The organism is Devosia sp. (assembly GCF_017307565.1).
Classification (GTDB): domain Bacteria; phylum Pseudomonadota; class Alphaproteobacteria; order Rhizobiales; family Devosiaceae; genus Devosia.
Genome location: NZ_JAFKHD010000096.1, coordinates 1 through 3887, shown reverse-complemented (window position 1 = coordinate 3887; position 3887 = coordinate 1). Strand labels below are relative to the sequence as shown.

General features: G+C 63.8%; 5 protein-coding genes. 3 read left to right on the top strand and 2 right to left on the bottom strand.

Features of this window, described 5'->3' with window-relative positions; all coding sequences use genetic code 11:
• Window positions 1–4: 4 nt before the first annotated feature.
• Window positions 5–1339: an FAD-dependent oxidoreductase gene (locus J0I64_RS02990; RefSeq protein ID WP_291406139.1), complete on the top strand. Its 1335-nt coding sequence runs from the start codon at window positions 5–7 to the stop codon at window positions 1337–1339.
• The gene (locus J0I64_RS02985) at window positions 1336–2076 is read left to right on the top strand and encodes a DUF1365 domain-containing protein (protein WP_291406138.1); all 741 of its coding nucleotides are present in this window, start codon (window positions 1336–1338) and stop codon (window positions 2074–2076) included. Before J0I64_RS02990 ends, J0I64_RS02985 begins: the two co-directional genes overlap by 4 nt.
• Here J0I64_RS02985 and J0I64_RS02980 read toward each other — a convergent pair.
• The gene (locus tag J0I64_RS02980; RefSeq protein WP_291406137.1) at window positions 2073–2834 is read right to left on the bottom strand and encodes an SDR family NAD(P)-dependent oxidoreductase; all 762 of its coding nucleotides are present in this window, start codon (window positions 2832–2834) and stop codon (window positions 2073–2075) included. The genes J0I64_RS02985 and J0I64_RS02980 overlap by 4 nt on opposite strands.
• Before the next feature lie 323 nt (window positions 2835–3157).
• Between J0I64_RS02980 and J0I64_RS02975 the strand changes: the two genes are divergently transcribed.
• A complete protein-coding gene (locus J0I64_RS02975; protein ID WP_291406136.1) occupies window positions 3158–3592 on the top strand; it encodes a hypothetical protein in 435 nt (144 codons plus the stop codon).
• 43 nt (window positions 3593–3635) lie between these two features.
• On the opposite strand, the gene J0I64_RS02970 is transcribed toward J0I64_RS02975, so the two are convergent.
• Window positions 3636–3887: alpha/beta hydrolase (locus J0I64_RS02970; protein WP_366933678.1), on the bottom strand; the 252-nt coding region annotated here is incomplete at its 5' end.

The window sequence follows — 3887 nt, the reverse complement described above, 5'->3', positions numbered from 1 at the left end:
CCTCATCTCTTCCTCGCCGACCCGTCGCAGCGCCAGCGTCGGCGCAGGCATAGCCGGCCTTTCCAGCGCCTGGCTTTTGAGCCAGCGCCACGATGTGACCGTCTATGAAGCGGAAAGCTGGATCGGCGGTCACGCGCACACGGTCGATGTCGACACCAAGCATGGTCGCGTCGCGGTCGATACCGGCTTCATCGTCTATAACAGCGTCAACTATCCCAACTTCACGGCGCTGCTCGATCATCTTGGCGTTGCCAGCATCCCCACCCAGATGTCCTTCGCCGCCTCCACCGGCGGCGGCGAGTTCGAATATTCGAGCGATTTTCCCGGCATTATCGGCCAGACCCGCAATATCGTGCGCCCGCACTATTGGCGCATGCTCGCCGATATCGTGCGCTTCTACGGCCACGCAGAAGGCCTCGTCGATAGCCCCGATATCGAGGGCGTGACCCTTGGTGATTTCCTCACCGGCCACGATTATTCCCCGGCCCTGATCGATCATCACATCCTGCCCATGTGCGCCGCCATCTGGTCCAGTTCGGCCGATCAGATCCGCGCCTTCCCCATGCGCGCCTTCGTGCGCTTCTTTGCCAGCCACAATCTCTTCGCCATCGGCGCACGCTGCATCTGGCGCACCGTCGCCGGCGGCAGCCGCTCCTATGTCGCCGCGCTCACCGACAGCTTTGCCGGCCGCATCCGCCAGGCAACCGGCGCCAAACGCATCATCCGCCAGGGCGACCAGGTGATCATCGAGGACATCAACGGCCACCGCGAGACCTTTGATGACGTGGTCCTTGCCACCCACGCCAACACCTCCCTCGCCCTCCTCGCCGATGCCGACGCGCTCGAAAACGACCTCCTCGGCGCCTTCCGCTACACCGACAATCGCGCCGTCCTCCACGACGACCCGAGCCTCATGCCGCGCCGCCGCCACGTCTGGGCGAGCTGGAACTATATCGGGGCAGAAGGTGCCGACGCGAACCAGGCGCTCTGCGTGAGCTATTGGATGAACCGCCTCCAAAACCTCGACCGGCGCCACCCGCTCTTCGTCACGCTCAACCCCACCCATGAACCGCGCGACAGCGCCGTCAAACGCAGCTTCAACTATACCCATCCGCTGTTCGACGATGCCGCGCTCGGCGCCCAACGCGAGCTTTGGCGCCTGCAGGGCCGCCGCAATACCTGGTTCTGCGGCAGCTATTTCGGCTACGGCTTCCACGAAGACGCATTGCAATCGGGCCTCGCCGTCGCCGAACGGTTCGGCGTGCGCCGCCCCTGGAGCGTCGCCAACGAATCCGGCCGCATCAGCATGGAACCGGCGCTGCGGGTCGCCGCCGAATGAGCGCGGCCAGCGCCATCTATGCCGGTCTGGTGGTGCATCAGCGGATGCGCCCCAAACAGCATCGCCTCGGCTATCGCGTCTTTTCCCTGCTGCTTGATCTCAATGAACTCGACGACCTCGACACCAGCCTGCGCCTCCTCGCCATCAACAAGCCGGGCCTTCTCAGCTTCCGCGAGAGCGACCACGGCGATGGCGGGCCCCTGCGTCCCTGGGTCGCCGCGCGCCTCGCCGAAGCTGGTTTCACCGCCGATGGCCGCATCACCATGCTCTGTTATCCGCGCATGCTCGGCTACGTCTTCAATCCGCTGACCGTCTACTTCTGCCACAACGCCGATGGCGGCCTCGTCGCGATCATCTACGAAGTTCACAACACCCATGGCGAGCGGCACGCCTATGTGCTGCCGGCCAGCGGCGACCCCGAAGAACGGGTGCGTCACGCCTGCCCCAAAACCTTCTTCGTCTCGCCCTTCATCCCGATGGACTGCGTCTACAACTTCACCATCCGCCCACCCGGCGACAATGTGCAGATCGTCATCAACGAAACCGACGCCGAAGGCCCGCTCCTCACCGCAAGCTTCTCCGGAACCCGCGAGCCCCTGACCGACGCCACCCTCGCCCGCGCCATGCTGCGCCACCCGCTGATGACCCTCAAGGTCACCCTCGGCATTCACTGGGAAGCCATAAAACTCCTCGCCAAGGGCCTGCGCGTTTACCGGCACACCCCGCAGGGCAGCTAATCGCCGATGCTGCGCACCATGCGCCGCGTCACCGCAAAAAACAGCGGATAGGGCAATATCCGCAGCAGCTTCATCAGCACCGTCATCTGCCAGGGAAAGACGATTTCGAATTTGCCCCGCTCGAGCCCGTCGGCGATCTTCTCGGCGGCCGCATCCGGCTCCATCAGGAAGGGCATCGCAAACTTGTTGCGCCGCGTCAGCGGCGTATCGACAAAGCCGGGATTGACGAGGCTGAGTTCCACGCCACTCCCCTCGAGCTCGGGCTTCAGCGCCTCGCAAAGCGCAATCAGCGCCGCCTTGCTGGCGTTATAGGCCCCGGCCGTCGGCAGCCCGCGATAGCCGGCCACCGAAGACACCACCGCGATACGGCCGCGCTTGGCTGCCCGCATCCGCGGCAACAGCGCCGCAAGGCAATTGGCCGTGCCGGTCAGATTGGTGCCCATCACCCGGTTGAATTCGGCCATGTGGAAATGCGCCGCCGTCAGCTCCGAATGCGTGCCGGCATTGAGCACCACCAGATCAAGCCCGCCAAGATCCTCGATCACCCGCGCCGCCGTCGCATCGACAGCCTTCTCGTCGGTCACATCGAGTGGATAGGCAACGATCCGGCCCGCCCGCGCTTCGTTGGCAAGCGTATCGAGATCCTCCTTCGAGCGCGCGCTAACGGCCACCACATACCCACGCTGCACAAGATTGAGTGCCAGCGACCGGCCAATGCCCTTGCCCGCTCCGGTAATCCAAGCCGTTTTCCCGTTCATTCGCGCATCCTTCTGCCGTCACGAGAGAATACGCGAAAACCTCGCGCCCGGATCACCCGCAAGCCATGACGCGACGGAAACCCCACCACCCCGTCCAAAGCAACGGGGCACACAAGCGTCCATCGCTCTATTCTCTGCGGCAGCGTCGCAACGCGCACGACCCCGCGCACAACATTGCCGGTTCTGGATTTCGCGGCATGTTCACGTAGATGTGTGCAAACAGAGCGGTAGCCGCAACAAAGTCAGAATCACGGTTTTTTGTCGCGGCATCGGCGGTTTATAGCCGCTCGGCCACTCACCCACCTGAAAAGCAGGAGCAAAAAATGCTGCGTCAGATCATTGGCGGCCTCGCCGCCGCCGTCCTCCTCACCGCCGGCCCGGCCTACGCCGCCCCCAAATTCTCCTTCGGCGACGATGCCGGCTCCTATTCCAAGGACGGCGAATGCGACGATCCGCGCTTTGAAGGCCCGGGCATGACCTCGACGCCGCTGCTCAGCGACGACGTGCTGCACGACGCGACCGATTGCAAGGCCGCCTGGGATGCCGGCCGCCTCAAGCTGCGCGGCATTGCCGACGATGGCACCATCAATTTTGGTGACGACAAGGGCGAATACGCCAAGGACGGCGAATGCGACGACCTGCGCTTCGTCGGCGAAGGCATGACCACCACCGCGCTGCTCGAAGAAGACATCATGCACGATGCCACCGACTGCAAGACCGCCTATGAGGCCGGCAAGCTGCAGCTCAACCTGAAATAACCAAGAAATGGGGCCGGTCGAGAGGACCGGCCCCAAATCGTTTCTACTTGAGGCTCTTGGCGAAAAAGTCGGCCAGAGTGGTCTCAACCAGCGCCGTCACCTCGGGCTGGCCGCTGTAAAAACCATAACCGTGATCGGCCTCGGGCACGACGACGAAGCTCGCCGCCGGATAGGCCTTCACCACGGCTTCGCCCACGGCCATGGGCACTACCACATCCTTGTCGCCTTCGAGCACGATCATGTCGCCCTTATAGGCGGCCACATGGTCGAGCGGGTGCGAAGCGATCATCTCGTC

Coding starts and splice junctions, on each gene's coding strand:
- J0I64_RS02985 (WP_291406138.1), top strand. CDS start 1,336: ATGAGCGCGGCCAGCGCCATCTATGCCGGTCTGGTGGTGCATCAGCGG.
- J0I64_RS02975 (WP_291406136.1), top strand. CDS start 3,158: ATGCTGCGTCAGATCATTGGCGGCCTCGCCGCCGCCGTCCTCCTCACC.
- J0I64_RS02980 (WP_291406137.1), bottom strand. CDS start 2,834: ATGAACGGGAAAACGGCTTGGATTACCGGAGCGGGCAAGGGCATTGGC.